The organism is Streptomyces sp. NPDC017246 (assembly GCF_044331325.1).
Taxonomy (GTDB): Bacteria; Actinomycetota; Actinomycetes; order Streptomycetales; family Streptomycetaceae; genus Streptomyces.
On sequence record NZ_JBIRMW010000006.1, the window covers coordinates 226,766 to 253,584 of the forward strand.

A 26,819-nucleotide genomic window follows, 5' to 3' on the forward strand; every position below is an offset into this window, starting at 1 on the left:
CCATGACGACCACCACGAAGACCGCCGACGCCACCACCGCGCCGGCCGCCGGAGAGACCGTGCTCGACGCGCGCGGGGTCACCATGCGCTTCGGCGGCCTCACCGCCGTGCGCGATGTGAACCTGACCGTCAACAGCGGCGAGATCGTCGGTCTCATCGGCCCCAACGGCGCCGGCAAGACCACCTTCTTCAACTGCCTCACCGGCCTCTACGTCCCCACCGAGGGTGAGGTCCGGTACAAGGGCAAGGTCCTGCCGCCCACGTCCTACAAGGTCACCGACGCCGGCATCGCCCGCACCTTCCAGAACATCCGTCTCTTCCACAACATGACCGTCCTGGAGAACGTCCTCGTCGGACGCCACACCCGGATGAAGCAGGGCCTCTGGTCGGCGCTGCTCCGTCTTCCCGGGTTCAGGAAGGCCGAGGCGGAGGCCTCGGAGCGGGCCATGGAACTCCTGGAGTTCATCGGCCTCCAGGACAAGGCGCAGCACCTCGCCAAGAACCTCCCGTACGGAGAGCAGCGCAAGCTGGAGATCGCCCGCGCCCTCGCGAGCGACCCCGGACTGATCCTGCTCGACGAGCCCACCGCCGGCATGAACCCGCAGGAGACGCGGGCGGCGGAGGAGCTCATCTTCGCCATCCGGGACATGGGCGTCGCCGTGCTCGTCATCGAGCACGACATGCGGTTCATCTTCAACCTCTGCGACCGGGTCGCCGTGCTCGTCCAGGGACAGAAGCTGATCGAGGGCGACAGCCAGACCGTCCAGAGCGACGAGCGGGTCATCGCCGCGTACCTGGGCGAGCCCGTCGCGGAGGACACCCCGGCGGCGGAGGCCCCCGCGGAGGCTCCCGCCACGGACGCGCCCTCCAAGGACGCGCCCGCCGAGGCGGCCCCGGCCGAGGACGCGCCGGCGAAGAAGGCTCCGGCCGAGGACGAGACCGACGAGGCCGACGAGGCCTCCGACGACGAGGCTTCCGAGGACGCGCCTTCGGACGACGCCCCGGAGACTCCCGAGGCCCCCGCCGACGAGGCGCCGGCCGCCGAGGAGACCTCGGAGGACACCACGCAGGACCCCGGTTCGGGCAAGGAGAACGACGCATGACCGCACTGCTCGAAGTCGAGGACCTGCGCGTCGCCTACGGAAAGATCGAGGCCGTCAAGGGCATCTCCTTCTCCGTCGACGCCGGTGAGGTCGTCACCCTCATCGGCACCAACGGCGCCGGGAAGACCACCACCCTGCGGACCCTCTCCGGGCTCCTCAAGCCGATCGGCGGCCAGATCAAGTTCGAGGGCAAGTCCCTCCGCAAGATCCCCGCGCACAAGATCGTCTCGCTGGGTCTGGCCCACTCCCCCGAGGGCCGCCACATCTTCCCCCGCATGACCATCGAGGAGAACCTCCTCCTCGGCGCCTTCCTCCGGAAGGACACCGCGGGCATCGCCAAGGACGTCCAGCGCGCCTACGACCTCTTCCCGATCCTGGGCGAGCGTCGCAAGCAGGCGGCCGGCACGCTCTCCGGCGGTGAGCAGCAGATGCTCGCCATGGGCCGGGCGCTGATGTCCCAGCCGAAGCTGCTCATGCTCGACGAGCCCTCCATGGGTCTCTCGCCGATCATGATGCAGAAGATCATGGCGACCATCGCCGAGCTGAAGGCCCAGGGCACCACGATCCTGCTCGTCGAGCAGAACGCCCAGGCCGCGCTCGCCCTCGCGGACCACGGTCACGTGATGGAGATCGGCAAGGTCGTGCTCTCGGGCACCGGCCAGAACCTGCTCCACGACGAGTCCGTCCGCAAGGCGTACCTCGGCGAGGACTGACCCACCCGGTCGGCACCACGGACAGAAGGCCCGCCCCACAAAGTCGTGGGGCGGGCCTTCTCCGTACGCGTACGGGGGCGGGCGGGGCTACTGGCCCTTGGCCGCCTTCTTCTCCTCGGCGTCCTCGATGACGGCCTCGGCGACCTGCTGCATCGACATGCGTCGGTCCATCGAGGTCTTCTGGATCCAGCGGAACGCGGCCGGCTCCGTCAGCCCGTACTGGGTCTGCAGGATCGACTTGGCGCGGTCGACCAGCTTGCGGGTCTCCAGGCGCTGGGAGAGGTCGGCGACCTCCTGTTCCAGGGCGCGCAGTTCGGAGAAGCGGGAGACGGCCATCTCGATGGCCGGCACCACGTCGCTCTTGCTGAACGGCTTCACCAGGTACGCCATGGCGCCGGCGTCCCGGGCCCGCTCGACGAGCTCGCGCTGGGAGAAGGCGGTGAGCATCAGGACCGGGGCGATGGACTCGCCGGCGATCTTCTCGGCCGCCGAGATGCCGTCGAGGACGGGCATCTTCACGTCGAGGATGACGAGGTCGGGGCGGTGCTCGCGGGCGAGCTCGACGGCCGTGGCGCCGTCGCCGGCCTCGCCGACGACCGTGTAGCCCTCTTCCTCCAGCATCTCTTTGAGGTCGAGGCGGATGAGGGCCTCGTCCTCGGCGATGACGACGCGGGTCGTCAGCGGCGGGACGTGCGACGCGTCGGCGTCGTCGGCGGGCTGGGGCGACTCGGGGGCGGTCACGGGGGCTCCTCGTTGCGGGGCAAGTACTGCTCCCCTGAGCCTACCTAGCTCCTGTAATGTGGTGCCCCGCAGGGGCGGCAGCGCCCTCGCTTTCTAAGGCCCCAGTACTCCAACTGGTCAGAGAGGCCGCTCTCAAACAGCGGACAGTGTGGGTTCGAATCCCACCTGGGGCACTTTTCCTTCGATTCCATGGCCGAGCGGTCGACAGATGATCGTCACCCACACGCGTGAACCCTGCCGATCCGCACGCGGCTCCGCGGTCGCATCGGTCACCGTCGACCGTGTGTACGACATCGGAACGCGTCAACGGGCACTCACTCTGCTGCGAAGCGGCGCAACGAACGCGTCTGTCGCCCGTACACTGAACATCCCGCCCGGCACGATCAGCTCCTGGAAGCACGAGGACCGCGCGAAGCGTGGCGAGTGCCCGGGCAGGAGCAACCGCCCCCTCTGCCCACGGTGCGACGGACGCGAGCTCGATGAGGCCGCGTACGCGTATCTTCTCGGGTTGTACCTCGGCGACGGGCGCATCAGTCACCCGCGACAGCACCGGGTGGCGAGCCTGCGGATCACACTCGACGACGCCTGGCCGGGAGTACAGCGGGAGGCCATAACAGCCATGCGTACGGTGTTCCCCGACAACACGGCCTCCTGGGCACGGAAGACCGGGTGCCGCGACGCCAAGGTGTACTCCAAGCACCTCACCTGCCTCTTCCCGCAGCACGGACCCGGCAGGAAGCACGAGCGGGCCATCGTCCTCGGACAGTGGCAGCGGGACATCGTCGACGCCCACCCGTGGTCGTTCGTCCGAGGGCTGATCCATTCCGACGGATCGCGCATCGTCAACTGGACGGAGAAGACGATCGACGGCCGCAGGAAGCGGTACGAGTACCCCCGCCACTTCTTCACCAACACCTCGGACGACATCGTGCGGCTGTACACCGACACGCTGGAACGTGTCGGTGTGGCCTGGCGGAGCAGGCGCCGAGCGACCGGGGCGCACGATGTCTCCGTGGCGCGGCGTGATGCCGTCGCCCTGCTGGACCGGCATGTGGGGCCCAAGTACTGACTAGTTCAGCGCGTCACCGATGTGGTGGACCCGTACCAGGTTCGTCGAGCCCGCGACCCCCGGCGGGGAGCCGGCCGTGATGACCACGATGTCGCCGGGCCGGCAGCGGCCGATCCGGAGCAGTTCCTCGTCGACCTGGGCCACCATCGCGTCCGTCGAGTCCACGTGCGGGCCGAGGAAGGTCTCGACGCCCCAGGTGAGGTTGAGCTGGGAGCGCGTCGCCGGGTCCGGGGTGAAGGCGAGGAGCGGGATCGGCGAGCGGTAGCGGGAGAGACGCTTGACCGTGTCGCCGGACTGCGTGAAGGCGACGAGGAACTTGGCGCCGAGGAAGTCGCCCATCTCGGCGGCCGCGCGGGCCACGGCGCCGCCCTGGGTGCGGGGCTTGTTCCGTTCGGTCAGCGGCGGCAGGCCCTTGGCGAGGACGTCCTCCTCCGCGGCCTCGACGATCCGGCTCATGGTGCGGACGGTCTCGATCGGGTAGCGGCCGACGCTGGTCTCGCCGGAGAGCATGACGGCGTCGGTGCCGTCGATGACGGCGTTGGCGACGTCGGAGGCCTCCGCGCGGGTGGGCCGGGAGTTGTCGATCATCGAGTCGAGCATCTGGGTGGCGACGATGACCGGCTTGGCGTTCCGCTTGGCGAGCTTGACGGCGCGCTTCTGGACGATCGGCACCTGCTCCAGCGGCATCTCGACGCCCAGGTCGCCGCGGGCGACCATGATGCCGTCGAAGGCCGCGACGATCTCCTCGATGTTCTCGACGGCCTGCGGCTTCTCGATCTTGGCGATGACGGGCAGCCGGCGCCCCTCCTCGTCCATGATGCGGTGGACGTCCTCGATGTCCCGGGCGCTGCGGACGAAGGAGAGGGCGATGACGTCGGCGCCGATGCGCAGCGCCCAGCGGAGGTCCTCGATGTCCTTCTCGGAGAGGGCGGGGACGGAGACGGCGACGCCGGGCAGGTTCAGCCCCTTGTGGTCGGAGACCATGCCGCCCTCGATGACGAGGGTGTGCACCCGGGGTCCTTCGACGGAGGTGACCTCCAGGGTGACGCGGCCGTCGTCGACGAGGATGCGCTCACCCGCGGTCACGTCGTCGGCGAGGCCGGAGTAGGTCGTCCCGCAGCTGTGGCGGTCGCCTTCCATCGGTTCGACGGTGATGGTGAACTCGTCGCCGCGTTCAAGGAGTACGGGGCCTTCGCGGAAGCGGCCGAGGCGGATCTTCGGGCCTTGAAGGTCGGCGAGGACCCCGATGCTGCGGCCGGTCTCGTCGGAGGCTTTGCGTACGTGCTGGTAGCGCTCCTCGTGCTCGACGTACGAGCCGTGGCTGAGGTTGAAGCGGGCCACGTCCATTCCGGCCTCGATCAACGCCTTGATCTGGTCGTATGTTTCGGTGGCGGGCCCAAGGGTACAAACGATTTTCGCTCGGCGCATGAGTCGAGACTAGGGCTTACCCACCAGTAGCGAGTTGGCGGGACATGACTACTCAACAACCTTTCCATGAAAGGCTGTTGACAAGTCTTGAATCTGTGCGCCGGGGTGCTCCGATGAGCGATTTTCGCGCCCCGGCGCCGCTCGTCTCAGAGTGCGGGCGGTCGCATCGTGAAGCGCGCCACGACCTCGGCGGTCACCGTCTGCCGCTGCGGTTCGAGGTCCAGCGGCGGTGCCTCCCCGGCCGCCTCCGCCGAGTAGGCCACGGCCGCCGAGCCGAAGGCGGCGCGCCTCGGCATCAGGGGTTCCGCGAGGCCCGCGTCCGACAGTTCGAGGAGTGAGGCGAGCGAGGTGCCGAGTGCGTCCGCGTAGGCCCGCGCCCGCTCGACCGCCTCCGTCACCGCGAGCCGGCGTGCCTCCGCGTACACGGGGGAGGCCGGGCGCAGCGACCACCACGGTCCGTCCACGCTCGTCAGTTCGAGGTCGGCGAGGCGGGTCACCAGCTCGCCGAGCACGGTGAAGTCGGTCAGTTCGGCCGTGATCCGCACCCGCCCGCGGAAGGCGTGCACCCGCTCCCCTCGTCCCTTGCGGGTGAGCTCGGGGGAGATCGAGAAGCTGCCGGTCTCCAGCCTCTCGATCGCGGAGCCCTGTGCCTTGACCAGTTCGAGCACCTGTCCGTTGCGCCGGGTCAGGTCGGCCAGCGCCGCCGAGCGGTCGGTCCCCCGTGCGGAGACGGTCACCCAGATCCGGGCGAGCTCGGGGTCGACCTCCAGGCGTCCTTCGCCACGGACCGTCACCTGGGGTGCGTCCGGGGTTACGTGGTCCTGCGTCACGTCCTGACTCCTCCGTGTTCGGTCACGATCGTCCTCCGAACACTTTCCCACTCCGTAACCCGAAAGGTCTGTTGCCGACGTGCGGTCTGAGCCAGAATCTACGCGCGTTGTGCGCCATGGTCGGCGCCTGCGTCACAGAACCAAAGGGGAGATCGCACATGCCGCTGAACCGCAGGACGTTCCTGGAGCGCACCGCCGCCGCCGGGGCCGGAGTGGCCGTCGCCGGAGCCGTCGCCGTTCCCGCCGAGGCCCACGGTCCCGGCCGCCCGCGTCCGCGGAAGCGGTACTCCTTCACCGTGATGGGCACCACCGACCTGCACGGCAACGTCTTCAACTGGGACTACTTCACGGACAAGGAGTTCGACGACAAGGCGCACAACGACGTCGGTCTCGCCAAGATCTCCACCCTGGTCGACCAGGTCCGGAAGGAGAAGGGCCGCCGCAACACCCTCCTCATCGACGCCGGTGACACGATCCAGGGCACCCAGCTGTCGTACTACTACGCCAAGATCGACCCGATCACCGCCCGTCGCGGCCCGGTCCACCCGATGGCCCAGGCCATGAACGCCATCGGCTACGACGCCGCCGCGCTCGGCAACCACGAGTTCAACTACGGCATCCCGGTGCTGCGGAAGTTCGAGGAGCAGTGCGACTTCCCGCTCCTCGGTGCGAACGCGCTCGACGCGAAGACCCTGCGCCCGGCCTTCGCGCCGTACAGCATCCACCGGCTGCGCACCCCGCACGGCAAGGACGTCAGGGTCGCGGTACTCGGCCTGACCAACCCGGGCATCGCCATCTGGGACAAGGCCAACGTCAGCGGGAAGATGGTCTTCCCCGGTCTTGAGGAGCAGGCCGCGAAGTGGGTGCCGAAGCTGCGCTCGATGGGCGCGGACGTGGTCGTCGTCTCGGCGCACTCCGACTCCAGCGGCACCTCTTCGTACGGTGACCAGCTCCCCCATGTCGAGAACGCGGCCGGGCTGGTCGCCGAGCAGGTGCCGGGCATCGACGCGATCCTCGTCGGTCACGCGCACACCGAGATCCCCGAGTACCGGGTGAAGAACAAGGAGACCGGCAAGGACGTCGTCCTCTCGGAGCCGCTGAAGTGGGGCCAGCGCCTCACCCTCTTCGACTTCGACCTGGTGTGGGAGAAGGGCCGCTGGACCGTCGAGAAGGTCGCCGCGCAGGTCCTCAACTCCAACACGGTGGCGGAGGACCCGGAGATCACCGGGCTGCTCGGGGACGAGCACAAGAAGGTCGTCGCGTACGTCAACCAGATCATCGGCACGTCCACCGCCGCCATGACGACGGCCGACGCGCCGTGGAAGGACGAGCCGATCATCGACCTGATCAACGTCGTCCAGGCCGAGACGGTGAAGGCGGCCCTCGCCGGCGGCGCGTACGCGGCTCTGCCGGTGCTGTCGCAGGCGTCCTGCTTCTCCCGGACGGCCCACATCCCGGCCGGGCAGGTCTCCATCAAGGACGCCGCCGGTCTGTACCCCTTCGAGAACACCCTGGAGGCCCGGCTGATGACGGGCGCCCAGCTGAAGGACTACCTGGAGTACTCGGCGCGGTACTACGTCCAGACCCCGGCGGGCGCCCCGGTCGACACCGCGAAGCTGACCAACGCGGACAGCATCCCGGACTACAACTACGACGCCGTGTCCGGGCTCACCTACGAGATCGACATCGCGAGGCCGGCCGGCTCCCGGATCGTGAACCTGTCCTTCGAGGGCGGGCCGCTCGACCCGGCGGCGACGTTCGTCCTCGCGGTCAACAACTACCGGGCGAGCGGCGGCGGCGCGTTCCCGCACGTCGCGAACGCCCAGCAGTTGTGGGCGAACTCGGACGAGATCCGCAACACCATCATCCAGTGGGTGAAGGCGAAGGGAACGGTCGACCCGGGCCTGTTCGCCTCCGTGGACTGGAAGCTGACCCGGGACGGCGTGCCGGTGTTCTAGGTCCCGCTAGACGATCTGTGTGAGAGGCGTCAGCTTCTGGCCCTGGGCCGGAATGCTCGGCGCCTCTCGCGTCTCCAGGCCGAAGCTGGTGAAGGCCGTCCGGCGCGGCAGCGGGTACGGCTCCCTGCCGGTGACCGAGTTGAGGATGGTCGCGCTCCGCCAGGCGGCGAGGCCCAGGTCGGGGGCGCCGACGCCGTGCGTGTGCTTCTCGGCGTTCTGTACGTGGACGGCGCCGGTGACGGACGGGTCGAGGACGAGGCGGTACCGCTCGTCGACCCGGGCGCGCCCGGCGGAGTCGTGGCGCAGATAGGGGTCGAGGCCGGCCAGCATTCGTTCCACCGGGCGCTCGCGGTAGCCGGTCGCGAGGACGACGGCGTCGGTGGTGAGCCGGGAGCGGGTGCCCTGCTGGAGGTGTTCCAGGTGCAGTTCGACCTGGGTGGTGGCGACCCGGCCGGCCGTGCGGACCCGGACGCCGGGGGTGAGCACGGCGTCGGGCCAGCCGCCGTGCAGGGTCCGGCGGTAGAGCTCGTCGTGGATGGCCGCGATCGTTTCCGCGTCGATGCCCTTGTGCAACTGCCACTGGCGGGGCACGAGGTCGCCGCGTACCGATTCGGGCAGGGAGTGGAAGTAGCGGGTGTAGTCGGGGGTGAAGTGCTCCAGGCCCAGTTTGGAGTACTCCATCGGGGCGAAGGCCTCGGTGCGGGCCAGCCATGTGATCCGCTCGGCACGGGCGGGGCGGGACCTGAGCAGGTCGAGGAAGACCTCGGCTCCGGACTGTCCGGAGCCGACGACGGTGACGTGCCCGGCGGCGAGGAGCGTCTCGCGGTGCGTGAGGTAGTCGGCCGAGTGGAAGACGGGGACGCCGGGGGCGTCGGCGAGTGGCTTCAGCGGTTCGGGGACGTACGGTTCCGTGCCCACTCCGAGGACGACGTTCCGGGTGTAGGCGCGGCCCAGGGCCTCGGCCTCTCCCGCCGGGTCGATCTGGGTGAAGTCGACCTCGAAGAGGCGCCGTTCGGGGTTCCAGCGGACCGAGTCGACCTGGTGGCCGAAGTGCAGGCCGGGAAGGCGGTCGCTGACCCAGCGGCAGTAGGCGTCGTACTCGGCGCGCTGGATGTGGAACTTCTCGGCCAGGTAGAAGGGGAAGAGGCGTTCCCGGCTCTTCAGGTAGTTGAGGAAGGTCCACGGGCTGGCGGGGTCGGCCAGGGTCACCAGATCGGCGAGGAACGGGACCTGGAGGGTGGCGCCTTCGATGAGGAGGCCCGGGTGCCAGTGGAAGGCCGGCTTCTGCTCGAAGAAGACCGTGGAGAGACCGCCGGGGACGCCGTGGGCGAGGGCGGCGAGTGAGAGGTTGAAGGGGCCGATGCCGACGCCCACCAGATCGTGGGGGCGGTCCAGTTCGTCCTTGGGGGTGCTGCCGGTCATCGGTGCGTGCTGCCTTCCGCGAGGGTGATGAGCTGAGCCAGGTCGCCGGGGGTGGCGTGGGGGTTGAGCAGGGTGGCCTTGAGCCAGAGGCGGCCGTCCGCCTCGGCCCGGCCGAGCACGGCGTGGCCCTCGGTGAGGAGGGTGCGGCGGATCGCGGCGACGGACCTGTCGTCGGCGCCGTGCGGCCGGAAGAGGACGGTGGTGAGGACGGGCCGGGCCCGCAGGTCGAGTCCCGGCGCCTTCTCCACCAGGTCGGCGAGGTCCTGTGCCCGCTCCATGCAGGCGTCGACGAGGGCGCCGAGTCCGGTCCGGCCGAGGGCCCGGAGGGTGACGGCGGTCTTCAGGACGTCGGGGCGGCGGGTGGTGCGCAGGGAGCGGCCGAGGAGGTCGGGGAGTCCGGCCTCGGTGTCGTCGTCGGCGTTGAGGTAGTCGGCGGTGTGGCCGAGGACGGTGAGGTCGGCGGCGTCCTGGACGGCGAGGAGCCCGGCGGCGGCCGGCTGCCAGCCCAGTTTGTGCAGGTCGACGGTGACGGTACGGGCGCGGGCCAGGCCGTCGAGGAGACGGCGGTGGGTGCGGCTGAAGAGGGCGGGGCCTCCGTAGGCGGCGTCGACGTGGAATGCGGCGTGGTGGGCCGCGCAGGTGTCGGCGAGCTCGGGCATCGGGTCGATGAGGCCCTCGCCGGTGGTTCCGGCGGTGGCCGCGACGAGGACGGGGCCGGTGAGGGGGGTGAGTGCCTCGTGGAGGGCGGCGGGGTCGATCGTGCCCCGGGGGGTGGGCACGACGACCGGTTCGGGGAGACCGAGGAGCCAGGTGGCGCGCCGGAAGGAGTGGTGGGCGTTCGCGCCGACGACGGTGCGGACCGGGCCGAGGCGCTCTCTCGCGAGGAGCAGGGCGAGCTGGTTGGACTCGGTGCCGCCGGTGGTGACGAGCGCGTCGGGGCGGGTGGCGTCCGGGAAGATCTCGTCGGCGAGGGCCGCTGTGACCAGGGTTTCGAGGGCGGAGGCGGCGGGGGCCTGGTCCCAGGAGTCCATGGACGGGTTCAGTGCGGAGGCCGCCAGATCGGCGGCGGCGGCGAGGGCGAGGGGCGGGGTGTGGAGGTGGGCCGCGCAGAGGGGGTGGGCGGGGTCGGCGGCGCCGGCGGCGAGTGCGCGGACGAGTGTGGACAGGGCCTCGTCGGCGCCGGTGCCGGTCTCGGGGAGGGCGGGGCCGAGGGCGCCGATGTGGCGGGCCGTCGTTTCCGGGCCGCCGGCGGGCAGGGGGCCGCCGCGTTCCTCCGCCCCGGTGCGGAGCGCGTCGAGGACGGTGCGGAGCAGGGGGTCGAGGGCGTCGGGGCCGAGGGCGCCTCCGGCGAGGGGTGGGGGTGCGGCACGCATGGACGACAGGGTGCCGGGGGTTGTCGGGGTATGTCCGGGGAGTCGGTGGTTGTGACCCGAACGGGGGACGGCGCCCTGGTTTCGGGGCGCCGTCCGTGGGATGCGGGGTGGGCGGTGGGGCCCGTTCCGTCAGGCCTCGCGGGCCCGCAGGGCTCGGGCGAGGTCGTCGAGCTGGTCGACGAGCTTGCGGTGGAGGGCCGGGGTCATCCGGTCGTCCTGGAGGTGGTGCTCGCCCAGGGTCAGGGACTCCTGGTCGATGGCGTATGCCGGGAAGGCGTAGCGGCCGGCGGCCTCGGCCATCGCGGCGCCCCTGCGGTCGGCGAGGGCGATGGCCGCGGGGTAGAAGCGGGGGACGTGGGCGCGTACGAGATCGGCCTGCTCCGGCTGCCAGAAGCCCTGGGCGGTGGCGGTGAAGAGGTAGTTGGAGAGGTCGTCCGTGTCGAAGAGGGCGGACCAGGCGGCCTCCTTCGCGGCCGTCGTGGGGAGGGAGGCACGGCAGCGGGCCGCGCCCTCCTGGCCCGTGGCGCTCGGGTCCCGTTCCAGTTCGGCGGCGATGGCGGGTTCGTCGGTGGCGCCGAGGACGGCGAGGCGGGCCAGGATGCGCCAGCGCAGTTCGGGGTCGAGTTCCGGGCCGCCGTGGACGGTGCCCTCGTCGAGCCAGGAGGCGATCTTGTCGGGGGTGGTGGCGCTGTCGATGAACGCGCGGACGGCGGTCAGGCGCAGGCCGGGTGCCTCGCCGTCCTCGGTGCGGCGCAGCAGGGCGCGGGTGATCTCGCTGATGGTGGCGAGGGCGGTGGGGCGTTCGTCGGCGGTGACGTACCGGTCGGCGATCTGCGCGCGGGCGAAGCCGAGGACGCCTTGGACGAGGGCGAGTTCGGTCTCCTCGGTGAGGTGTGCGAGGGCGATCTCCAGGTATTCGCGGGGGGCGAGGTCGCCGTCGCGGACCATGTCGCGGAGCGCGTTCCAGATCACGGCTCGGGTCAGCGGGTCGGGGATGCGGGAGAGGCCGCGCAGGGCGGACTCCGCGGACACCGCGTCGAAGCGGAGCTTGGCGTAGGTGAGGTCCTCGTCGTTGAGGACGACGAGGGCGGGGCGCGGGCCGGTGAGCTCGGCGGGCTCGGTCTGGGGGACGTCGAGCTCGCGGCGTTCGCGCAGGACGAGGTCGCCGGAGGGGTCGCGGTCGTAGAGGCCGGCGGCGATGCGGTGCGGTCGGCTGCCGTCGCGGTCGATCGCGAGCTTCCAGTGGAGGCCTTCGCCGGTGAGGGCGGGGGTGAGGGTGTCGACGCCGGTGGTGCGGAGCCACTGCTCGGCCCAGCCGTGGACGTCGCGGTCGGTGGCGGCGGCGAGGTTGTCGATGAAGTCGGCGAGGGTGGCGTTGCCGAACTTGTGGCGCTTGAAGTGGATGTTGATGCCGGCGAGGAAGTCCTTCTCGCCGAGCCAGGTGACGAGCTGGCGCAGGGCGGAGGCGCCCTTGGCGTAGGAGATGCCGTCGAAGTTGAGGAGCGCGGAGGCGGTGTCGGGGACGGACTCCGGGTCGGGGGCGACGGGGTGGGTGGAGGGCCGCTGGTCGGCCTCGTATCCCCAGGCCTTGCGGGTGACGCCGAAGTCGACCCAGGTGTCGGGGAAGAGGTCGGCGCAGGCCTCGTTGACGGTCTGGAAGCCCATGTACTCGGCGAAGGACTCGTTCAGCCAGATGTCGTCCCACCAGCGCAGGGTGACGAGGTCGCCGAACCACATGTGGGCCATCTCGTGGGCGATGACCATGGCGCGGGTCTGCCGCTCGGTGACGGTGACGGCGGAGCGGAAGACGAACTCGTCGCGGAAGGTGACGAGGCCGGGGTTCTCCATGGCGCCGGCGTTGAACTCGGGGACGAAGGCCTGGTCGTAGGAGTCGAAGGGGTAGGGCTCCTCGAACTTCTCGTGGAAGCGGTCGTAGCAGGCCCTGGTGACGGCGAGGATCTCGTCGGCGTCGGCGTCGAGGTGGGCGGCGAGGGAGCGGCGGCAGTGGATGCCGAACGGGAGCCCGGCGTGCTCGGTGCGGACCGAGTGCCAGGGTCCGGCGGCGACGCAGACGAAGTAGGTGGAGAGCGGCGGGGTCGCGGCGGCCTTCCATCGTCCGTCGGGCTGCTGCTCGGTGATGCCGTTGGCGAGGACGGTCCAGCCTTCGGGTGCCTTGACGGACAGTTCGAAGACGGCCTTCAGGTCGGGCTGGTCGAAGCCGGCGAAGACGCGCTGGACGTCCTCCATGAAGAGCTGGGTGTAGACGTACGACTCGCCGTCGCTGGGGTCCGTGAACCGGTGCATGCCCTCGCCGGTACGGGAGTACCCCATGGTCGCGGCGATCCGCAGGACGTGCTCGCCCTCGCCGAGGTGCAGCGGGAGCCGGTTTCCCTGGAGGGTGGTGAGGTCGAGGGGCTCGTCGTCCAGGAGGGCGGAGTGCAGGGTTTCGGGCTTCAGCTCGACGAAGGTGTCCCCGGCGGTGCGGGCGGTGAACCTGATGAGGCTGGTGGACTCGAAGGTCTCGTCGCCGGTGGTGAGGTCGAGGTCCACGGTGTAGTGCTGGACATCGAGGAGCTGGGCACGGGTCTGCGCTTCGTCGCGCGTCAGTACGGACATGGCCCTATGCTGCCCGATGCTTTCCGGACCTGGCAGGGGTGGTGGGGCGGGACACCCCTGGTGAGGGCGGGAACGCCCTCCTTCGGGGGGCTCCTGCCGCCGCCTCCTGCCGGTCGCGTCCGGTCGGGCGCCCCGCCGGGCTCAGGCCAGTCCGGAGCCGTTCAGGTGGGCGAAGGCGGCGGTGATCCGCGGGCGGTCGTAGCCGGCCGGGCCCGCCGCGCCGCTGGACAGCAGGGTGTGGAGCAGGATCCGGGCCTTGGCGGGGTCGAGGGGGCCGGCCGGGATCAGTCCGTGGTGCAGCAGGTCGTACTCGGAGCCGGGGCCCCGGTAGGTGTGCGAGAGGGTCGTTCCGCCGCCGGTGCGGGAGGCGAGGACGACCGGGATGCGGCGGGCCAGCGCGGCAAGCGGCTCGACGAGCCGGGCGGGGGCGTGACCGGCGCCGAAGGCGGCGACGACGAGGCCCTGGAAGCGGTCGTCGACGGCTTCGAGGAGTTCGCCGCGGTCGCCCAGGGAGAGGGTCACCAGGGCCACCCGCACCTCGGGGTCGAGTGTCAGCGGGCAGACCGCGGCCGGGACGGCGGGCCGGAGCAGGATGCGGGGCTCGCCCTCGACGACGGTGCCGAGCGGCCCGGCGCCGGGTGAGGCGAAGGTGGCGACCGAGGTGGTGTGGGTCTTGCGGGCGAGCCGGGCGGCGTGGATCTCGTCGGCGAGGACGACGAGGACGCCGAGGTTCCGGCAGGCCGGGTCGCCGGCGACGGCGAGTGCGGCGGCCAGGTTGCCGGGGCCGTCGGCGCCGGGCAGGTCGGGGCGGCGCATGGCGCCGGTGACGGCGATCGGCTGCTCGGTGGTGCAGAGCAGGTCGAGGAGGAAGGCGGTCTCCTCCAGGGTGTCGGTGCCCTGGACGACGACCACGCCGGAGCCGGCGGCGACGGTGGCGCGGACCTCGGCGGCGAGCGCGGCGAGGTCCTCGTGGGTGAGGGTGGAGCTGGGGACGCGGCGGAAGTCGTTCAGGACGACGTCGTGGTCCCCGCCGAGTTCGGCGAGGACCTCCTGGCCGGTCATGCGGGCGGCGTCACCGCCGCGGGCGGAGATGGTCCCTCCGAGGGTGAAGACCGTGACGCGGGCCATCAGCGTGCTCCGTCCGCAATCGTCTCGTGGTGGCGGATGACCTCGGCGATGATGAAGTTCAGGAGTTTCTCCGCGAAGGCCGGGTCCAGTTTCGCGCTCCCGGCGAGTTCCCGCAGCCGGGCGATCTGGCGGGCCTCGCGGTCGGGGTCGGCGGGCGGCAGCTGGTGCCGGGCCTTGAGGACGCCGACCTGCTGGGTGCACTTGAAGCGCTCGGCGAGCATGTGCACGACCGCCGCGTCGATGTTGTCGATGCTTTCGCGCAGCCGGGTCAGTTCGGCCCGTGCGGATTCGTCGACCTGTCCTGAGGTGTCGGCCGACGGGGGCGGGGTGGGCTGGTGGGGGCCGGTGGAGTCACTCATGATCTGCGAGCTTAGACGGATCTCGGGAGGATCGTGGGCGGGTGTTCGGGATCCGGAACGCGGTTGCTCCAGCCTCCGTGCACGGACCGTCCCTGCTGTTCGCGGAAGCGGATGGGGGCGGTGCCGACCCGGCGGGTGAACAGCCGGGAGAAGTAGGCGGGGTCGTCGTATCCGACGCGGCGGGCGACGGCGGCGACGGGCAGCTCGGTGGCGGCGAGGAGTTCCTTGGCGCGGCCGAGGCGGACGGTGAGCAGGTAGTCCTTGGGGCTGCATCCGGCGGCGCGGCGGACGGCGGTGCGCAGTTCGGCGGCGGTCATGCCGTGCCGGGCGGCGTGCTCGGCGACGGAGAGCGGCTGGAAGGCGTCGCGGGCGAGGGCGGCGAGGACGGGGTCGCCGTCGGCGTTGGTGTCGGCGCGGGCCCGGCGCAGGGCGACGAGCAGCTCGTGGACGGCGGCGCCGGTCTCGACCTCGAGGAGGGGGTTGCCGGCGCGGGCGGCGCGGGCGATCCGGCCGATGGCCGTGCGGGCGGGGGCTGCGTCGGAGAGGGGGACGACGGGCCGGTCGGGTTCGATGTAGCCGAGTTCGGTGTACGTGGCGGTGGCGGGTCCGGAGAAGTCGACGAAGGCCTCGTCCCAACCGGTGCCGGGGTCGGCGCCGTAGTGGTGGGGGGTGCCGGGGGTCAGCCAGAGCAGGGCGGGGGCGGTGACGGTGGTGCGGCGCCCGTCGGCGCCCCGGTACCAGCCGCTGCCCGCGGAGACGACGACGGCCACGTGGTGGTCGAGCGTGCGGGGGCCGACGGTGGGCAGGGTGCCGTGCTGGAGTCCGACGCCGAGGCAGACGAGGCCGAGGCGGTGGTGGACGGGGCTGGGCGTGAAGTAGCGCATCCAGGTGTGGTACATGCGGCGGGGCCCTTCCCTGGCGTCCTAACGTCCAAACTGCAACGATCTTTGTCCATGGACCGGCTCACCGCCAGAGGGTGAGGGTGAGGCCATGAGCACGTTCGCTGTGGGTGACGAGGACTTTCTGCTCGACGGGCGGCCGGTGCGGCTCCTGTCGGGGGCGCTGCACTACTTCCGGGTGCACGAGGGGCAGTGGGAGCACCGGCTCGGGATGCTGCGCGCGATGGGCCTCAACTGCGTCGAGACGTACGTCCCCTGGAATCTGTACGCGCCGGAGCCGGGCCGGTACGGGGACGTGGAGGCGCTCGGCCGGTTCCTGGACGCGGTGGAGCGGGCCGGGATGTGGGCGATCGTGCGCCCGGGGCCGTACATCTGCGCCGAGTGGGAGAACGGCGGCCTGCCCCACTGGCTGACGGGGCCGCTCGGGCGCCGGGTGCGGACCCTCGATCCGGAGTTCCTGGCGCCGGTGGCGGACTGGTTCCGGCGGCTGCTTCCGCAGGTGGTGGAGCGGCAGGTCGACCGGGGCGGCCCGGTGCTGATGGTGCAGGTGGAGAACGAGTACGGGAGCTATGGCAGCGACCGGGCGTATCTGGAGTGGCTGGCGGGGCTGTTGCGGCGTTGTGGGGTGAGCGTTCCGCTGTTCACCTCGGACGGTCCCGAGGACCACATGCTGACGGGTGGTTCGGTGCCGGGGGTGCTGGCCACGGCGAACTTCGGTTCGGGGGCGCGGGAGGGCTTCGCGACGCTGCGGCGCCATCAGCCCTCGGGGCCTTTGATGTGCATGGAGTTCTGGTGCGGCTGGTTCGACCACTGGGGCACGGAGCACGCGGTGCGGGACGCGGAGGACGCGGCCCGGGCGCTGCGGGAGATCCTGGAGTGCGGGGCCTCGGTCAATGTGTACATGGCGCACGGGGGCACGAACTTCGGGGGCTGGGCGGGTGCGAACCGGGCCGGTGAGCTGCACGACGGGCCGCTGCGGGCGACGGTGACCTCGTACGACTACGACGCTCCGGTGGACGAGGCGGGGCGGCCGACGGAGAAGTTCCGGCTCTTCCGAGAGGTGTTCGCGGAGTACGCGGAGGGGCCGCTGCCGGAGCCGCCGGAGGCCCCGGCGCGGCTCGCGGCTCCGGTGCGGGGCGGCTTCGACGGCTGGGCGCCGCTGGAGACGGTCCTGGAGGTGCTCGGGGACGAGGAGGCGGCTGGTCCGGTGCCGCCGACCTTCGAGGAGCTCGGCGTGGACCGGGGCCTGGTCCGCTACCGGGTGGCGGTGCCGGGTCCCCGGCAGCCGTATCCGCTGGGTGTGACGGGGCTGCGGGACCGGGCGGTGGTGTACGTCGACGGGGTCCTGGCGGGGGTGCTCGACACGGCGGAGGGGGAGGATCCCGTGCTCGCCGTCCCGGTGGCGGGTCCGGCGGTGGTGGATCTGTGGGTGGAGTCGCTCGGGCGGGTCAACTACGGGCCGCGGCAGGCGGAGCCGAAGGGGATCACCGGCGGGGTCCGGCACGAGCGGCAGTATCTGCACGGGGTGCGGGCGCGGGGCCTGCGCCTGGACGCCTTCGAGGCGGCGGCGGTGGGCAGGGTGCCGTTCGGCGCGGGGACGGAGGGGATCGGCCCGGGCCTGTACCGGGGCGTCCTGGAGGTCGCGGGTGCCGGGGACGCGATGCTGCGGCTGCCGGGCGCGACCCGGGGCTTCGTGTGGGTGAACGGTTTCTGTCTCGGCCGGTACTGGACGGCCGGCCCGCAGGACGCGCTGTTCGTGCCGGGTCCGGTGCTCCGGGAGGGCGCGAACGAGGTGTGGGTGCTGGAGCTGGAGGGGGAAGGGAGGCCGGGCGTCGAGCTCGGTGTCCTCTGAGCCCGCGCGCCGGACGGCGATCGGGCATGGCGGTGCCCCGGAGCCGAGGCCGCTCCGGGGCACCCGTACGGGAAGTGCTCTACAGCGTGGCCGCGGCGGACTTGATCGCGGCGGCGAAGGTCGAGACCTCCGTGTAGACACCGGGGTAGCCGGCGCGGGCGCAGCCCTCGCCCCAGCTCACGATGCCGACCTGGGTCCACGCTCCGGCGTTGTCCTTGCGGAACATGGGGCCGCCGGAGTCACCCTGGCAGGTGTCGACCCCGCCCTGGCTGTAGCCGGCGCAGATCTCCTCGCTCGGGACGAGGTCGCTGCCGTAGGAGTTCTGGCAGGAGGCGTCCGAGACGAACGGCACGTTCGCCTTGAGCATGTAGCGCTGCTGGCCCCCGCCCTCACGGGCGGCGCCCCAGCCGGCGATCGTGAAGGTGCCGCTGTTGTACGCGGTGGTCTCGGCGATCTTCAGGGTGGGCAGCGAGTTGATCGGGCTGGCGAGCTTGATCAGCGCCCAGTCCTTGCCCTTGCCGTTGTAGCCGGGGGCCTGGAGGACCTTGGTGGACTTGACCTTGATGGCGCTGCTGCTCTGCAGGTCCACGACTCCGGCGGTGGCGGTGATGCTGGTGTTGTTGCCGGAGCCGCTCACACAGTGGGCCGCGGTGAGGACGACCTGCGGGGTGATCAGCGAGCCGCCGCAGCCCATGGAGAGCCGGACCATCCAGGGGAACTCTCCCTGGGCGGCGCGGGTGCCGCCGACGACGGGGGCGGGGGCGGCGGAGGCCGAGGTGGTGGGCTGGAGGCTGACGGCCGCCAGGACGACGGCGCCGGCGGCGGCCAGCTTCTGGAGTGCGCGGACCATGCGGTTCTGCTTCACGTGTCTGCCTTCTCTCATGGGGGGTTGCCTCGACAGGGCATGACATGCGCCCGTCAAGTCATGTCCGGAGTATGGACAACGCTCAACTGCCCCCACAAGGAAGCCTTTTCGGCCATACCCGACGACGGGACCGTACAGTGGGCGGGAAGGGGGATCCGGTATGCCACACGGACACGAGGGCGACCGCGTCGCCCACGGCTTCCCGCACCGGGCGGCGGTCGGAGCCTCGCTCACGGCGCTCTACCGGCGCCTCTCCCCCGACGGCGTGCACCGCTACCCGGCGAGCGTGCCGCCCTCCGACGTCGCCCTCGACGACCACGAGGACCTCCACCTCGGCACCCAGCGGGTGGCCCGCGCCCTCGTCCGCCACCTGCGGCTCCCCGAGGCGCGCATGGTGGTGGGCTTCCGCCCGATGGAGTACGCCGCGGCCGTCGAACTCACGGCGGGACCCGAGTACTTCGTGGAGCTCAACGACCGGTTCAGGACCCGCCGCCGGGACATCGGCGCGGCCCTCGCCCACGAGATCACCCATGTCCTGCTGCACCGGCTCGGCCTCGGCTTCCCCGGCACCGCCGAGAACGAGATCCTCACCGACGTCGTCACCACCTACCTGGGCGCGGGCTGGCTGCTGCTCGACGCCTTCCGGCAGGACGGCGTGGAGAGCCAGAAACTGGGCTATCTGACCCCCGAGGAGTTCGGCTACGTCCTCGCCAAACGGGCCGAGGTGTTCGGCGAGGACCCGTCACCGTGGTTCACCAGCGCCGTGGCCTACGAGGCATGGGTACGGGGCCGGGCCGAGGCCGGCCGGGAGCGGACGGCGCCACCGCTCGCCGGGGCGGGCTGGGCCGAGCGCCGGCGGTACGGCTGGGAGCGGCGCCGGGGCCGGGCCGGCGAGGGCGCCCCGTACGTCTTCGGGGGCGGAGCGCCCGCGACCGGTGTCTCGTTCCTCTGCCCGGTCTGCCGGCAGCGCCTGCGGGTCCCGGCGGGGCGCGCGCTGCGGGCCCGCTGCGGGGTGTGCCGCACCGTCCTGGAGTGCGACGCCTAGAGGGCGCCGGGGACCGGGGGCGGGAATCCGATTTGCGCCAGGACCGGACGGCGGGTCAGGGTCGGCGCATGAGCACGCTGTTCGACGCCATCCGTGACGGGGACGAGGACGGGGCCGTACAGGCCCTGCGGGACGGGGCCTACCCCGAGGACCGGGAGGACGGAGAGACCGCTCTGTATCGGGCGGCCGTCGGCAACGAGGCCGGAATCGTACGGGTGTTGCTGGCCGCCGGGGCCGACCCGGGCCTGGGCAGCGGCGAGGACGGCGACGATCTGCCCCTGTGCGGAGCTGCCGTCGGCGGGCACACCGAGGTCGCACGGGCGCTGCTCGCGGCGGGCGCGTGGGCGGACCAGGAGGAGGCGTACGGCTTCACCGCCCTCGCCTGGGCCCTGCGGCTCGGACACGCCGGCACGGCCCGGGTGCTCCTGGAGTACGGGGCCGACCCCGACCGGCGCGGACCCGACGGGATCCTGCCCCTGGTGGCCGCCGCCCGGCGCGGCTCCACCGGCTCCGTCCGGGCACTCCTCGACCACGGGGCGACGGCGCGGGAGGCCGGACTGCGGGAGGCGCGGCGCTGGATCGGCGTCGACATGGCGGCCGAGCTGCGGCGAGGGCTCGTCGCGGGGAACGAGGGCGGGCAGACGTACGAGGCGGTGGTCCGCCGGGTCCGGGAGGACGGCGGGGTGACGGTCGTCGTCGAACTGCTGCGGGAGGACGGCGCCCCCGGGCGCGGCGACGACCGCCAGACCGGGCACGCGGCGATCGCCACCCTCCTGGAGGCGGCGCTCGGTCTCCGCACCTCGCACGAGGAGCTGGCGGCGCGGGCCCTGCGCTGCGGCGATCCGGAACTCGACGACTGGACGACGGCGGTGGCCGAACTGGCCGGCCGGGCCGACGAGGAGACCTTCGTGGCGGCGACCGCGTGGTGCGCCTACCGCGATCCGCTGCGCCGGGCCCTCGGCGCGAGGGTGCTCGGCTCCCTGCCCGGCTTCGCCCCGAGCGCGGTCCCGGTGCTGCGGCGGCTGGCGGCGGAGGTCGCACCGTCGGCGCGGGAGCCGGTGCTCTCGGTGGTGTGGGCCCTCGGCGAGTGCGCGGACCCGGCGGCCGTGCCCGAACTCCTCGCGGCGGCCGGGCACCCGGACGCGGCGGTGCGGCGGGCGGTCGCGGGCGCCCTGGCCGGGATCGTGCCGGCCGGGCACACGGAGGCGCTCGGGGTGCTGCTCGCGCTGAGCCGGGACGGTGACGCGCGGGTACGGGACTGGGCGACGCTCGCCCTCGCCGAACTGCCCGACGACACCCCTCTCGTACGGGAGGGGCTCGCCGAGCGGCTCGGCGACACCGATCCGGAGACGGCGGCGGAGGCGGCGCGCGGGCTGGCGATCCGGCAGGACCCGCGCGCCGTCGACGCGCTGGCGTCGGCCCTCGCGGACGGCGACCCGGACGGCGCGGCGCGGGAGACGGCGCTGGCCGCCCTGGAGTACGTCCACGACGCGCGGGTCAGGACCCGTCTGGAGTGGACCACCCCGCGCCGCGCCTGAAGGGCCCTTCCGGACGGGCCCTTGAGGGGCTCAGCAGCCGTGGTCGATCAGGTCGAAGGTCGCGTAGTGGTCGGCGGTGTAGTAGTCCTCCTGCGCCGAGTCGCCGGTCACGACGCGGCGGGCGCCGCGGGTGGAGGACCCCGGGGTCACGACCGTGTACTCGTGGTAGTAGCCGAGGGAGTGGGAGGGCAGGATCCGCTCCCGGTTCTGGAAGACGGCGCCGTCCTGGCTGTACGGGAAGGGGCCGCCCGCGTCGATCAGACGCAGGGTGGTGTGCGCCTGGCTGGGGAGGTCGGAGAGGCAGATGTCCCCGACGGCGGCGGTCGCCGCGGCGGAGGCCACGACGGCGGCGGGCGCGGGGGCCGGTGCGGCGGTGGCGGGGGCACCGAGGAGGAGGGAGGAGAGGAGGGCGGTGGCGACACCGCCGGCGAGGGTGAATCGAGGGGGGATGCGCATGACTGGGATGATGACGCGCGTAGAAACCACTCGGAAGGCCGACAGCCTTCAATTCTCCGGACGTTAACCGCTTGCCCGCGAACGTGGGGATCCCGTGTGCACGGCGCCGCAGGGGCTTTTTCGGACCCCGGCGGCGCCCGCTTCCCGACCGGGGGCGACCGACCACCGGCGCGCCGCGGCCAAGCGCCGCACGGAACAGCGGCCCGCTCAGGCCCCGTACACCGGGTGCGGCGGTTCCGCGTCCGCGAGGAGCCGTCGGGCCGTCTCCCCCGCCTCCGAGGGCGTCCGCCGCCCGCCCTTGTCCGCCGTCGGGCCCGGCCGCCAGCCCTCCATGACGGTCAGCCGGCCGCCCTCGGCCTCGAAGACCCTGCCGGTCACGCCCTCCGAGGCGGCCGAGCCCAGCCACACCACCAGCGGCGACACGTCCTCGGGCAGGGCGTCGAGCCCTCCGAAGACCTGCTCGGTCATCCGGGTCCTGGCCGCCGGTGCGATCGCGTTGACCTGGACCCCGTACCGGGCGAGTTCCTCGGCGGCGACGAGGGTGAGGCCGACGATCGCGGCCTTGGCCGCCGCGTAGTTGCCCTGCCCGACGCTGCCGAGGAGCCCGGCGCCCGAGGTGGTGTGGACGACGCGTGCCACCGGCGTGCGCCCGGCCTTCGCCTCGGTCCGCCAGTGCGCGGCGGCGTACCGCAGGGGCAGGAAGTGGCCCTTGCCGTGGACCCGCATGACCGCGTCCCAGTCCTTCTCGTCGAGGTTCACGAGCATCCGGTCGCGCAGGAAGCCCGCGTTGCTGACGAGGGTGTCGAGCCGGCCGTAGGCGTCGAGGGCGGTCGCGACCAGCGAGGAAGCGCCCTCGGTGCTCGCGATGTCACCGCCGTGGGCGAGGGCCTCGCCGCCCGCGGCCCTGATCTCCTCGACGACCGCGGCCGCCGGGCTGTCGGGCCCGGGCCGCCCGTCGAGGCCGACGCCGAGGTCGTTGACGACGACCCGGGCCCCCTCGGCGGCGAAGGCGAGCGCGTGCGCCCGGCCTAGTCCGCGGCCCGCTCCCGTCACGATCACGACGCGACCCTCGCAGATTCCCATGTCAGCTCTCCTTGTCGGCGGTGGTGACGGTGGCGGTCGGGCCGTCGGCGTTCACGGCGTCGGCGTTCGCGGCGTTCACGGTCGCGGCGTCGGCGTTCGCGCCGTTGACGGTCGCGGCGTCGAGGAAGGCGGGGCGCTCCCCGCCGCCGTGCACGAGCAGCGAGGCTCCCGAGACATAGGCCGCCCGGGCGGAGGCGAGGAAGACGGCCGCCTCCCCGATCTCGTCCGGTGCGGCGAGCCGGCCCAGCGGTACGGTCCGGCCGACGGCGGCGATCCCGGCCGCGTCGCCGTAGTGGAGGTGGGACAGTTCGGTCTCCACCATGCCGAGGACGAGGGTGTTGACCCTCACCTCGGGGGCCCATTCGACGGCCATCGAGCGGGCGAGGTTCTCCAGGCCGGCCTTGGCCGCGCCGTAGGCGGCCGTGCCGGGGGACGGCCGGGTGCCGCTGACGCTGCCGATCATGACGACCGTGCCGCGCGCGGCCCGGAGCAGCGGGTGGGCGGCGAGGCTGACGGTGAGCGGGGCGGTGAGGTTGAGCGCGAGTACCCGCGCGTGGCGCTCGATCCCGCCCTCCTCGTCGCCCAGGAGGCGGTACGGCGTGCCGCCCGCGTTGTTGACGAGGGCGTCGAGTCGTCCGTACCGCTCGGCGAAGTCCTGGAAGAACTCCCGTACGGCGGTGGGTTCCCGCAGGTCGAGGGGGTGGAACTCGGCGGTGCGGCCCGCCGCCTCGACCGGTGTGTCCGGGGGTCTGCGGGCGCAGACGGCGACCCGGGCGCCGGCCCGCAGAAAGGCGCGTGCGATGCCGGCGCCGACACCGCGGGTTCCGCCGGTGACGAGCACGACCCTCCCGTCCAGCTCCATGGGCTGCTACCTTCCCCCTCAAGAGGTACCTAACAAACGTTTGGTGGAAAGGTAGCTGATCCGCTCATGGGTGTCTGCACCTCCCGCCCCACCGCGGGCGTGGCTCTGGTCACCGTCGACTTCCCACCCGTCAACGCCCTTCCCGTCAAGGGCTGGTACGCGCTCGCCGACGCCGTCCGCGCGGCGGGCCGCGACCCCGGGATCCGCTGTGTCGTCCTCACCGCCGAGGGCCGCGGCTTCAACGCGGGCGTCGACATCAAGGAGTTGCAGCGCGACCCCGGGCACACCTCCCTGATCGGCGCCAACAGCGGCTGCGCCGAGGCCTTCGCCGCGGTGTACGAGTGCGAGGTGCCGGTCGTCGCCGCGGTCGCCGGGCACTGCCTGGGCGGCGGCATCGGCCTCGTCGGCAACGCCGACGCGATCGTCGCCGCGGAGGACGCCGTCTTCGGACTCCCCGAGCTGGACCGCGGCGCGCTCGGCGCCGCCACCCATCTCGCCCGGCTCGTGCCCCAGCACCTGATGCGGACGCTCTACTACACCTCGCGGACCGCGACCGCCGCCGAACTCCACGCCCACGGCTCGGTGTGGGCGGTGGTCCCGCGCGCCGGGCTGCTCGACGCGACCCTCGGTCTGGCCGGGGAGATCGCCGCCAAGGACGGCAGCCTCCTCCGCCTCGCCAAGGCCGCCCTCAACGGCATCGACCCCGTGGACGTCCGGCGCAGCTACCGCTTCGAGCAGGGCTTCACCTTCGAGGCCGGTCTCAGCGGGGTCGCCGACCGGGTCCGGGACACCTTCGGAAAGGAGAACTCGCCGTGACCGACAAGACCATGACCCCCGAGGACGTCGTGGGCAGGCTCCGCTCCGGCATGACGATCGGCATCGGCGGCTGGGGCTCGCGGCGCAAGCCGATGGCCCTGGTCAGAGCGCTGCTCCGGTCCGAGATCAGCGATCTCACGGTGATCTCCTACGGCGGCCCCGACGTCGGCCTGCTCGCCGCCGCCGGCCGCATCCGGCGGCTCGTCGCCCCCTTCACGACCCTGGACTCCATCCCCCTCGAACCCCACTTCCGGGCGGCTCGCGAACGCGGCGCCCTCGCACTCACCGAGCTCGACGAGGCGATGTTCATGTGGGGCCTGCACGCCGCCGCCAACCGGCTGCCCTTCCTGCCGGTGCGGGCCGGCCTCGGCTCCGACGTGATGCGGGTCAACCCGGGCCTGCGGACCGTCACCTCCCCCTACGAGGACGGCGAGGAGTTCGTCGCCGTGCCCGCCCTGCGCATGGACGCCGCCCTCGTCCACCTCAACCGCGCCGACCGGCTCGGCAACGGCCAGTACCTCGGCCCCGACCCGTACTTCGACGACCTGTTCTGCGAGGCGGCCGACACGGCGTACCTCTCCTGCGAGCGGGTCGTCGACCGCTTCGGTCCCGACACCGTGCCCCAGACCCTCCTCGTCAGCCGCCACAGCGTCACCGGCGTCGTCGAGACCCCGAACGGGGCCCACTTCACCTCCTGCGTCCCCGACCACGACCGCGACGAGCCGTTCCAGAAGCTCTACGCCACCACCCCCTGGCCCGAGTTCGCCGAGCGCTTCCTGTCGGGCAGGAGCGAGGACGACTACCAGACGGCCGTCCAGACCTGGCACAAGGAGCAGCGGACGTGACGACGGAAGCGAAGACAGCGGTGACCAGCCGGGCCGAGTACTGCGTGATCGCCTGCGCCGAGGCCTGGCGCGACAACGGCGAGGTGCTCGCCAGCCCCATGGGCCTGATCCCCTCGTTCGGCGCCCGCCTGGCCAAACGCACCTTCTCCCCCGACCTCCTCCTCACCGACGGCGAGGCCCTGCTCGTCGGCCTCGACGGAGAGCCCGAGGGCTGGCTGCCCTACCGCAGGCACCTCGCCATGGTCACCGGCGGCCGACGGCACGTGATGATGGGCGCCAGCCAGATCGACCGGTACGGCAACCAGAACATCTCCTGCATCGGTGACTGGGAGCGGCCCACCCGCCAGCTCCTCGGCGTCCGCGGGGCGCCCGTCAACACCCTCAACAACCCAGTGAGTTACTGGATCCCCAAGCACTCGACCCGGGTCTTCGTCGAGCGTGTCGACATGATCAGCGGCGTCGGCTACGACCATGCCGTCGGCCCGTACCACCGCCTCCCCCGGGTCGTCACCGACCTCGCCGTCCTCGACTTCGAGACACCCGGCCACACGATGCGGCTCGCCTCGGTCCACCCGGGCGTCACCGTCGACGAGGTCCGCGCGGCCACCGGCTTCGACCTGGTGACCGGCGACGACGTGCCGTACACCCGCGAACCCACCGCCGAGGAGCTCCGGCTGATCCGCGAGGTCGTCGACCCGCGCGGACTGCGGGACCGCGAGGTCGCGCCCCGATGAGGACCCCGCTCACCGAGCTGACCGGGGTCCGCCACCCGATCGTGCAGACCGGCATGGGCTGGGTCTCCGGCCCCCGGCTCGTCTCCGCCACCGCGAACGCGGGCGCGCTCGGGATCCTCGCCTCCGCCACGATGACCGCGGCCGAACTGCGCGCCGCCGTCCGCGAGGTGAGGTCCCGCACCGACCGGCCCTTCGGGGTGAACCTGCGCGCCGACGCCGGAGACGCCCGCGAACGCGTCCGGATCATCGTCGACGAGGGCGTACGGGTCGCCTCCTTCGCCCTCGCCCCCTCCCGTGAGCTGATCGCCGAGCTCAAGGACGCCGGGGTCGTCGTGATCCCCTCCGTCGGCGCCCGGCGGCACGCCGAGAAGGTCGCCGCCTGGGGCGCGGACGCCGTGCTCGTCCAGGGCGGGGAGGGCGGCGGCCACACCGGCGAGGTCGCGACCGGCGTCCTGCTGCCGCAGGTGGTGGACGCCGTGGACATCCCGGTGATCGCGGCCGGCGGCTTCCACGACGGACGGGGCCTGGTCGCCGCCCTCGCCCACGGGGCGGCGGGCATCGCCATGGGCACCCGCTTCCTGCTCACCTCCGACTCCACGGTGCCGGACGCGGTCAAGGCCCGCTATCTGGCCGCCGGCGTCAAGGACGTCACCGTCACCACCGCGGTCGACGGGCTGCCGCACCGGATGCTCCGTACCGAGTTCGTCTCCTCGCTCGAACGGGCGGGCCGGGTACGGGGGCTGGCGCAGGCGGTACGGCGGGCGGCCGGCTTCCGGAAGCTCTCCGGGCTCTCCTGGCCCGCCATGGTCCGCGACGGCCTGGCCATGCGCCACGGCAAGGACCTGTCCTGGAGCCAGGTGCTGCTCGCCGCGAACACCCCGATGCTCCTGCGGGCCTCGATGGTCGAGGGCCGCACCGACCTGGGCGTCATGGCCTCCGGCCAGGTCGCCGGGGTGATCGAGGACCTCCCCAGCTGCGCGGAACTCGTCACCCGGATCATGTCCGAGGCCGCGCAGGTGCTCCGCACGCTTCCGCCCCCGGACGCGTGACCCCCGCCCCGACCCTCACCCCCCCCTGAGCCGCA

General features: G+C 72.4%; 24 protein-coding genes and 1 tRNA gene. 12 read left to right on the top strand and 13 right to left on the bottom strand.

Going from position 1 to position 26,819, the window contains the following annotated elements:
- Positions 1-2: 2 nt before the first annotated feature.
- Both ACH4MY_RS16320 and ACH4MY_RS16325 read left to right on the top strand, forming a co-directional pair.
- Entirely contained in the window at positions 3-1,103 is a 1,101-nt protein-coding gene (locus ACH4MY_RS16320; RefSeq protein ID WP_398003235.1) for an ATP-binding cassette domain-containing protein, read from the top strand.
- Positions 1,100-1,816, top strand: coding sequence for an ABC transporter ATP-binding protein (locus ACH4MY_RS16325; RefSeq protein ID WP_398003238.1), 717 nt, complete (start codon positions 1,100-1,102; stop codon positions 1,814-1,816). Before ACH4MY_RS16320 ends, ACH4MY_RS16325 begins: the two co-directional genes overlap by 4 nt.
- Before the next feature lie 87 nt (positions 1,817-1,903).
- Here ACH4MY_RS16325 and ACH4MY_RS16330 read toward each other — a convergent pair whose 3' ends face one another.
- Entirely contained in the window at positions 1,904-2,557 is a 654-nt protein-coding gene (locus tag ACH4MY_RS16330) for an ANTAR domain-containing response regulator (RefSeq protein ID WP_187623954.1), read from the bottom strand.
- A 98-nt stretch (positions 2,558-2,655) separates the two neighbouring features.
- Here ACH4MY_RS16330 and ACH4MY_RS16335 point away from each other — a divergent pair.
- A tRNA-Leu gene (locus ACH4MY_RS16335) sits at positions 2,656-2,730 on the top strand.
- Between the two features lie 110 nt (positions 2,731-2,840).
- On the top strand, positions 2,841-3,626 hold the full coding sequence (locus ACH4MY_RS16340) for a helix-turn-helix domain-containing protein (protein WP_398003241.1): 786 nt from the start codon (positions 2,841-2,843) through the stop codon (positions 3,624-3,626).
- On the opposite strand, the gene pyk is transcribed toward ACH4MY_RS16340, so the two are convergent.
- On the bottom strand, positions 3,627-5,054 hold the full coding sequence (gene pyk, locus ACH4MY_RS16345; protein WP_398003244.1) for a pyruvate kinase: 1,428 nt from the start codon (positions 5,052-5,054) through the stop codon (positions 3,627-3,629).
- 146 nt (positions 5,055-5,200) lie between these two features.
- Positions 5,201-5,884, bottom strand: coding sequence for an SIMPL domain-containing protein (locus tag ACH4MY_RS16350; protein ID WP_398003248.1), 684 nt, complete (start codon positions 5,882-5,884; stop codon positions 5,201-5,203).
- A gap of 158 nt (positions 5,885-6,042) precedes the next feature.
- Between ACH4MY_RS16350 and ACH4MY_RS16355 the strand changes: the two genes are divergently transcribed.
- On the top strand, positions 6,043-7,842 hold the full coding sequence (locus ACH4MY_RS16355; protein ID WP_398003251.1) for a bifunctional metallophosphatase/5'-nucleotidase: 1,800 nt from the start codon (positions 6,043-6,045) through the stop codon (positions 7,840-7,842).
- 6 nt (positions 7,843-7,848) lie between these two features.
- Here the strand turns inward: ACH4MY_RS16355 and ACH4MY_RS16360 are convergent, their stop codons facing one another.
- The 6 genes from ACH4MY_RS16360 to ACH4MY_RS16385 form a co-directional block, all read right to left on the bottom strand.
- Complete coding sequence (locus ACH4MY_RS16360) at positions 7,849-9,264, bottom strand: lysine N(6)-hydroxylase/L-ornithine N(5)-oxygenase family protein (RefSeq protein ID WP_398003254.1); 1,416 nt, start codon at positions 9,262-9,264, stop codon at positions 7,849-7,851.
- Entirely contained in the window at positions 9,261-10,637 is a 1,377-nt protein-coding gene (locus tag ACH4MY_RS16365) for a pyridoxal phosphate-dependent decarboxylase family protein (RefSeq protein ID WP_398003257.1), read from the bottom strand. Before ACH4MY_RS16365 ends, ACH4MY_RS16360 begins: the two co-directional genes overlap by 4 nt.
- 129 nt (positions 10,638-10,766) lie before the next feature.
- Positions 10,767-13,253 carry an aminopeptidase N gene (pepN, locus tag ACH4MY_RS16370; protein ID WP_398003260.1) on the bottom strand — a complete coding sequence of 829 codons (2,487 nt, stop codon included), beginning with the start codon at positions 13,251-13,253 and terminating at the stop codon, positions 10,767-10,769.
- Between the two features lie 141 nt (positions 13,254-13,394).
- On the bottom strand, positions 13,395-14,381 hold the full coding sequence (locus tag ACH4MY_RS16375) for an asparaginase (RefSeq protein ID WP_398003263.1): 987 nt from the start codon (positions 14,379-14,381) through the stop codon (positions 13,395-13,397).
- On the bottom strand, positions 14,381-14,740 hold the full coding sequence (locus tag ACH4MY_RS16380; RefSeq protein WP_398003266.1) for a chorismate mutase: 360 nt from the start codon (positions 14,738-14,740) through the stop codon (positions 14,381-14,383). Before ACH4MY_RS16380 ends, ACH4MY_RS16375 begins: the two co-directional genes overlap by 1 nt.
- Before the next feature lie 11 nt (positions 14,741-14,751).
- A complete protein-coding gene (locus tag ACH4MY_RS16385) occupies positions 14,752-15,639 on the bottom strand; it encodes a helix-turn-helix domain-containing protein (protein WP_398003269.1) in 888 nt (295 codons plus the stop codon).
- A 91-nt stretch (positions 15,640-15,730) separates the two neighbouring features.
- On the opposite strand from ACH4MY_RS16385, the gene ACH4MY_RS16390 reads away from it, so the two are divergent.
- Entirely contained in the window at positions 15,731-17,491 is a 1,761-nt protein-coding gene (locus tag ACH4MY_RS16390) for a beta-galactosidase family protein (protein ID WP_398003272.1), read from the top strand.
- A gap of 79 nt (positions 17,492-17,570) precedes the next feature.
- Here ACH4MY_RS16390 and ACH4MY_RS16395 read toward each other — a convergent pair whose 3' ends face one another.
- Positions 17,571-18,341 (bottom strand): S1 family peptidase, encoded by a 771-nt coding sequence (locus ACH4MY_RS16395; RefSeq protein ID WP_398003868.1) that lies wholly within the window; start codon positions 18,339-18,341, stop codon positions 17,571-17,573.
- Between the two features lie 175 nt (positions 18,342-18,516).
- On the opposite strand from ACH4MY_RS16395, the gene ACH4MY_RS16400 reads away from it, so the two are divergent.
- Both ACH4MY_RS16400 and ACH4MY_RS16405 read left to right on the top strand, forming a co-directional pair.
- Positions 18,517-19,401, top strand: a complete 885-nt coding sequence (locus ACH4MY_RS16400; RefSeq protein ID WP_398003275.1) for a hypothetical protein — start codon at positions 18,517-18,519, stop codon at positions 19,399-19,401.
- Positions 19,402-19,469: 68 nt separating this feature from the next.
- Positions 19,470-20,939, top strand: a complete 1,470-nt coding sequence (locus tag ACH4MY_RS16405; RefSeq protein WP_398003277.1) for an ankyrin repeat domain-containing protein — start codon at positions 19,470-19,472, stop codon at positions 20,937-20,939.
- Positions 20,940-20,969: 30 nt separating this feature from the next.
- On the opposite strand, the gene ACH4MY_RS16410 is transcribed toward ACH4MY_RS16405, so the two are convergent.
- From ACH4MY_RS16410 to ACH4MY_RS16420, 3 genes are all read right to left on the bottom strand, one after another.
- Positions 20,970-21,395 (bottom strand): ribonuclease, encoded by a 426-nt coding sequence (locus ACH4MY_RS16410; RefSeq protein ID WP_398003280.1) that lies wholly within the window; start codon positions 21,393-21,395, stop codon positions 20,970-20,972.
- 207 nt (positions 21,396-21,602) lie between these two features.
- Entirely contained in the window at positions 21,603-22,478 is an 876-nt protein-coding gene (locus ACH4MY_RS16415; protein ID WP_398003283.1) for an SDR family oxidoreductase, read from the bottom strand.
- Between the two features lies 1 nt (position 22,479).
- Entirely contained in the window at positions 22,480-23,340 is an 861-nt protein-coding gene (locus ACH4MY_RS16420; RefSeq protein WP_398003286.1) for an SDR family oxidoreductase, read from the bottom strand.
- A gap of 66 nt (positions 23,341-23,406) precedes the next feature.
- Between ACH4MY_RS16420 and ACH4MY_RS16425 the strand changes: the two genes are divergently transcribed.
- From ACH4MY_RS16425 to ACH4MY_RS16440, 4 genes are read left to right on the top strand one after another with little or no spacing between them, the layout of a single operon-like run.
- Positions 23,407-24,156, top strand: a complete 750-nt coding sequence (locus ACH4MY_RS16425; protein ID WP_398003289.1) for an enoyl-CoA hydratase family protein — start codon at positions 23,407-23,409, stop codon at positions 24,154-24,156.
- Positions 24,153-25,001, top strand: coding sequence for a CoA transferase subunit A (locus tag ACH4MY_RS16430; protein ID WP_398003292.1), 849 nt, complete (start codon positions 24,153-24,155; stop codon positions 24,999-25,001). The genes ACH4MY_RS16425 and ACH4MY_RS16430 overlap by 4 nt, the downstream gene beginning before the upstream one ends.
- Positions 24,998-25,735 (top strand): CoA-transferase subunit beta, encoded by a 738-nt coding sequence (locus ACH4MY_RS16435; RefSeq protein ID WP_398003295.1) that lies wholly within the window; start codon positions 24,998-25,000, stop codon positions 25,733-25,735. Before ACH4MY_RS16430 ends, ACH4MY_RS16435 begins: the two co-directional genes overlap by 4 nt.
- On the top strand, positions 25,732-26,784 hold the full coding sequence (locus ACH4MY_RS16440; protein ID WP_398003298.1) for an NAD(P)H-dependent flavin oxidoreductase: 1,053 nt from the start codon (positions 25,732-25,734) through the stop codon (positions 26,782-26,784). The genes ACH4MY_RS16435 and ACH4MY_RS16440 overlap by 4 nt, the downstream gene beginning before the upstream one ends.
- Positions 26,785-26,819: the final 35 nt, after the last annotated feature.

Bases quoted from the DNA above. Each gene is read 5' to 3' on its own strand.
- ACH4MY_RS16320 (WP_398003235.1), top strand. From the start codon at position 3: ATGACGACCACCACGAAGACCGCCGACGCCACCACCGCGCCGGCCGCC.
- ACH4MY_RS16325 (WP_398003238.1), top strand. From the start codon at position 1,100: ATGACCGCACTGCTCGAAGTCGAGGACCTGCGCGTCGCCTACGGAAAG.
- pyk (WP_398003244.1), bottom strand. From the start codon at position 5,054: ATGCGCCGAGCGAAAATCGTTTGTACCCTTGGGCCCGCCACCGAAACA.
- ACH4MY_RS16355 (WP_398003251.1), top strand. From the start codon at position 6,043: ATGCCGCTGAACCGCAGGACGTTCCTGGAGCGCACCGCCGCCGCCGGG.
- ACH4MY_RS16360 (WP_398003254.1), bottom strand. From the start codon at position 9,264: ATGACCGGCAGCACCCCCAAGGACGAACTGGACCGCCCCCACGATCTG.
- ACH4MY_RS16365 (WP_398003257.1), bottom strand. From the start codon at position 10,637: ATGCGTGCCGCACCCCCACCCCTCGCCGGAGGCGCCCTCGGCCCCGAC.
- pepN (WP_398003260.1), bottom strand. From the start codon at position 13,253: ATGTCCGTACTGACGCGCGACGAAGCGCAGACCCGTGCCCAGCTCCTC.
- ACH4MY_RS16375 (WP_398003263.1), bottom strand. From the start codon at position 14,381: ATGGCCCGCGTCACGGTCTTCACCCTCGGAGGGACCATCTCCGCCCGC.
- ACH4MY_RS16380 (WP_398003266.1), bottom strand. From the start codon at position 14,740: ATGAGTGACTCCACCGGCCCCCACCAGCCCACCCCGCCCCCGTCGGCC.
- ACH4MY_RS16385 (WP_398003269.1), bottom strand. From the start codon at position 15,639: ATGTACCACACCTGGATGCGCTACTTCACGCCCAGCCCCGTCCACCAC.
- ACH4MY_RS16390 (WP_398003272.1), top strand. From the start codon at position 15,731: ATGAGCACGTTCGCTGTGGGTGACGAGGACTTTCTGCTCGACGGGCGG.
- ACH4MY_RS16395 (WP_398003868.1), bottom strand. From the start codon at position 18,341: ATGGTCCGCGCACTCCAGAAGCTGGCCGCCGCCGGCGCCGTCGTCCTG.
- ACH4MY_RS16400 (WP_398003275.1), top strand. From the start codon at position 18,517: ATGCCACACGGACACGAGGGCGACCGCGTCGCCCACGGCTTCCCGCAC.
- ACH4MY_RS16405 (WP_398003277.1), top strand. From the start codon at position 19,470: ATGAGCACGCTGTTCGACGCCATCCGTGACGGGGACGAGGACGGGGCC.
- ACH4MY_RS16410 (WP_398003280.1), bottom strand. From the start codon at position 21,395: ATGCGCATCCCCCCTCGATTCACCCTCGCCGGCGGTGTCGCCACCGCC.
- ACH4MY_RS16415 (WP_398003283.1), bottom strand. From the start codon at position 22,478: ATGGGAATCTGCGAGGGTCGCGTCGTGATCGTGACGGGAGCGGGCCGC.
- ACH4MY_RS16420 (WP_398003286.1), bottom strand. From the start codon at position 23,340: ATGGAGCTGGACGGGAGGGTCGTGCTCGTCACCGGCGGAACCCGCGGT.
- ACH4MY_RS16425 (WP_398003289.1), top strand. From the start codon at position 23,407: ATGGGTGTCTGCACCTCCCGCCCCACCGCGGGCGTGGCTCTGGTCACC.
- ACH4MY_RS16440 (WP_398003298.1), top strand. From the start codon at position 25,732: ATGAGGACCCCGCTCACCGAGCTGACCGGGGTCCGCCACCCGATCGTG.